This is a genomic window from Roseomonas rosulenta, assembly GCF_016106005.1.
GTDB classification, from domain to species: Bacteria; Pseudomonadota; Alphaproteobacteria; order Acetobacterales; family Acetobacteraceae; genus Neoroseomonas; species Neoroseomonas rosulenta.
In genome coordinates this window covers 1-2,840 of the sequence record NZ_JACADR010000407.1, presented here as the reverse complement: position 1 = coordinate 2,840, position 2,840 = coordinate 1, and the positions used below count along the sequence as shown (strand labels likewise).

The 2,840-nt window shown below is 71.5% G+C and carries 4 protein-coding genes; 2 read left to right on the top strand and 2 right to left on the bottom strand.

Translation table 11 applies throughout. The annotated features are described in order from the left end of the window. Window positions 1-154: 154 nt before the first annotated feature. The gene (locus HW578_RS25035) at window positions 155-1,018 is read right to left on the bottom strand and encodes an ATP-binding protein (protein WP_198373414.1); all 864 of its coding nucleotides are present in this window, start codon (window positions 1,016-1,018) and stop codon (window positions 155-157) included. 91 nt (window positions 1,019-1,109) lie between these two features. Between HW578_RS25035 and yajC the strand changes: the two genes are divergently transcribed. Next, window positions 1,110-1,463 (top strand): preprotein translocase subunit YajC, encoded by a 354-nt coding sequence (gene yajC / locus HW578_RS25030; RefSeq protein WP_198373413.1) that lies wholly within the window; start codon window positions 1,110-1,112, stop codon window positions 1,461-1,463. 101 nt (window positions 1,464-1,564) lie between these two features. Here yajC and HW578_RS25025 read toward each other — a convergent pair whose 3' ends face one another. Further along, the gene (locus HW578_RS25025) at window positions 1,565-2,206 is read right to left on the bottom strand and encodes a superoxide dismutase (protein WP_198373412.1); all 642 of its coding nucleotides are present in this window, start codon (window positions 2,204-2,206) and stop codon (window positions 1,565-1,567) included. Window positions 2,207-2,327: 121 nt separating this feature from the next. Between HW578_RS25025 and HW578_RS25020 the strand changes: the two genes are divergently transcribed. Then, the coding region (locus tag HW578_RS25020) for a squalene/phytoene synthase family protein (RefSeq protein ID WP_198373411.1) at window positions 2,328-2,840 on the top strand (513 nt) is incomplete at its 3' end.

Sequence of the window (2,840 nt, the reverse complement as noted above, 5' to 3'; positions counted from 1 at the left end):
CGTGCCGCCGCGACGCGCCACGGCCTGCCAGCGCAGCAGCCGCGCCATGGTGCCGAGCGGGTCGCGCCGCACGAGCGGATGCCGCCACAGGAAGCCCGCGAGCCGCGGCAGCGCGGCGATCCGCAGCGGGCGGGGCATGGCTGCGGCGCGCCCGTCAGGGCGCGATCCTCACGCCGAGCCGCCCGGCCAGGTCCAGAATGAACTGCCAGGCCACGCGCCCCGAGCGACCGCCGCGCGTGACCGACCATTCGACCGCCTGGGCGTGCAGCTCCTCGGTGCTGACGGGCAATCCGAAATGCGCCGCGTAGCCCTCGATCATGGCGAAGAAGGTGTCCTGGTCGGCGTTGTGGAAGCCGATCCAGAGGCCGAAGCGGTCCGACAGCGAGACCTTCTCCTCGATCGCCTCGCTGCCGTGGATGGCGGTGCTGCGCTCGTTCTCGATCATGTCGCGCGACATGAGGTGGCGGCGGTTGGACGTGGCGTAGAACAGCACGTTCGCCGGCCGCCCCTCGATGCCACCGTCCAGCACCGATTTCAGCGCCTTGTAGTCGGCATCCTCGCGTTCGAAGGACAGGTCGTCGCAGAACACCAGGCAGCGGCGCTCCTGCGCGCGCAGCAGGCCGAGCAGGTCGGGCAGGGTGCGGATATCCTCGCGCTGGATCTCTATGAGTGCCAGGCTGCCCGGCAGTTCCGCATTCGCCGCGGCGTGCGCCGCCTTGACCAGCGACGACTTGCCGGTGCCGCGCGCGCCCCACAGCATGGCGTTGTTGGCGGTGAAGCCGCGCGCGAAGCGCATCGTGTTCTCGAGCAGCAGGCCCTTCTGGCGCTCGACCCCGCGCAGCAGGTCGATCGGCACGGCGGCCACGCGCGGCACGGGGGCCAGGCGTGGACGCGGCTCGGGGTGCCAGACGAAGGCATCCGCACCGGCCAGCGACGGTGCCGCGGCGGGCGGCGGGGCCAGGCGCTCGAGCGCCTCGGCGATGCGGGTCAGGGCGGGCAGCAGGGCGGGATCATCCATGGCAGGGGCGCAATAGGCCGGGACGCTATTGACGGGAAGGGGTGGGTGGGTAGGTTCCGCGCCTTCACGCCGGAAGACGGAAACAGAACACATGTGGACCCCCTTCGGGATCTCGACCGCCCATGCCCAGGATGCCGCTGCCGGCGGTGCCGCGGGCATCGTCATGCAGCTCCTGCCGCTGATCCTGATCTTCGTCGTCTTCTACTTCCTGCTGATCCGCCCGCAGCAGAAGAAGATGAAGGAGCATCGCGAGATGCTGACGCAGCTGAAGCGCAACGACCGGGTGGTGACCGCGGGCGGCATCGTCGCGACCATCACCAAGGTCAAGGAAGGCTCGGACGAGATCGAGGCCGAGATCGCGCCCAATGTGCGCGTGATGATCGTGCGCGGCACCATCACCAGCGTGATCCGCCCGCAGGCGGCGAATGACGAGAAGCCGGCCTGACGCGCCCGACCATCGCCCATGAAGAAGGGCGCCGGGGGATGACCCTCGGCGCCCTTTTTTGTGCGCGCTGCCCGGGGCCGCGCGGCCCCGGGGCGGGGTGATCAGGCCGACTGGCCGGCGGTAAACCCGCCCTTCGCCATGAGCGCGGCGACCACTTCCCAGTTCACCAGCTTGTCGAGGAAGTTCGCCAGGTAGTTCGGCCGCACGTTGCGGAAGTCGAGGTAGTAGGCGTGTTCCCACACGTCGCAGCCGAGGATCGGCTGGCCCTCGCCGGTCGAGAGCGGGTTGGCGCCGTTGGGCGTCTTGGTCACCTTCAGCTTGCCGTCGGCGCCGATCACGAGCCAAGCCCAGCCCGAGCCGAACTGCGTCGCGCCGGCGGTCTTGAAGGCCTCCTTGAAGGCCGCGAGGCCGCCGAGGTCGGCGTCGATCTTCGCCGCCAGCGCGGCCGGGACACTTTCCCCATGCGCGCCGCCGGGCGCCATCACGTTCCAGAACAGGCAGTGGTTGTAGTGCTGGCCGGCCTGGTTCAGCACGGGAAGGCCGTCGGCGCCGGCCTTGCCGGCCTCGGCGCAGATCGCCTCGAGCGACTTGCCGGCGAGGCCCTTGCTTTCGACCAGGCCGTTCAGCGCCGTGACATAGGCGTTGTGATGCTTGCCGTGGTGGAGCTCGAGCGTCTCCTGGCACATGCCGTTCGCGGCGAGGGCGCCGGTCGCGTAGGGCAGCGGGGGCAGGCTGAAGGCCATGGGGTCTCTCCCGTAGATCGGACGAAGCGCGGAGCGCGCTCCGGGTCGAGGTAGGCGGGGGTGTAACGGGCGTCAACCGCGCAGGGTTTCCGCGCGGGCCGGCACGGCGCATATCGGCGCCGTGGCCCTTTCCCCCATCGGCGCCTTCGCGCGCCAGCACGACCCGGATCGCTTCCTCTGCGCGCTTTTCGCGCCCGCGCCGGCGCGCGAGGCGATTTTCGTGCTCATCGCCCTGAACCACGAACTGGCTCGCGCGCGGGAGGCCGCGACCAACCCCATGGCCGCGCTGATCCGCCTGCAATGGTGGCGCGACGCGATCGAGGAGGCCCGCGCCGGCCGCCCGCCGCGCCGGCACGAAGTAGCCGCGCCGCTGCATGCGGCGATCCTGGCGGGCGGGCTCGACCCCGAGGCGCTGCTCGCCATGGTCGATGCGCGCGAGGCCGAAGCGCAGGAGACCATCGCCACCGAGCAGGATTTCGTCGCCTGGCTGCGTGGTGCGGCGGGCGGGTGGTCGGCGGCGGCGGGCCTCGCGCTCGGCGCCGATGCGGCGCAGGCGGAGGTGTTGCGCGGCCTCGGCGCCGCCTATGGGCTGGCGGGCGTGCTGCGCAGCGTGGCCGCGCACGCGGCGCAGGGG

Excerpts from the sequence above, each read along its gene's own strand:
- HW578_RS25035 (WP_198373414.1), bottom strand. The coding sequence starts at position 1,018 with ATGGATGATCCCGCCCTGCTGCCCGCCCTGACCCGCATCGCCGAGGCG.
- yajC (WP_198373413.1), top strand. The coding sequence starts at position 1,110 with ATGTGGACCCCCTTCGGGATCTCGACCGCCCATGCCCAGGATGCCGCT.
- HW578_RS25025 (WP_198373412.1), bottom strand. The coding sequence starts at position 2,206 with ATGGCCTTCAGCCTGCCCCCGCTGCCCTACGCGACCGGCGCCCTCGCC.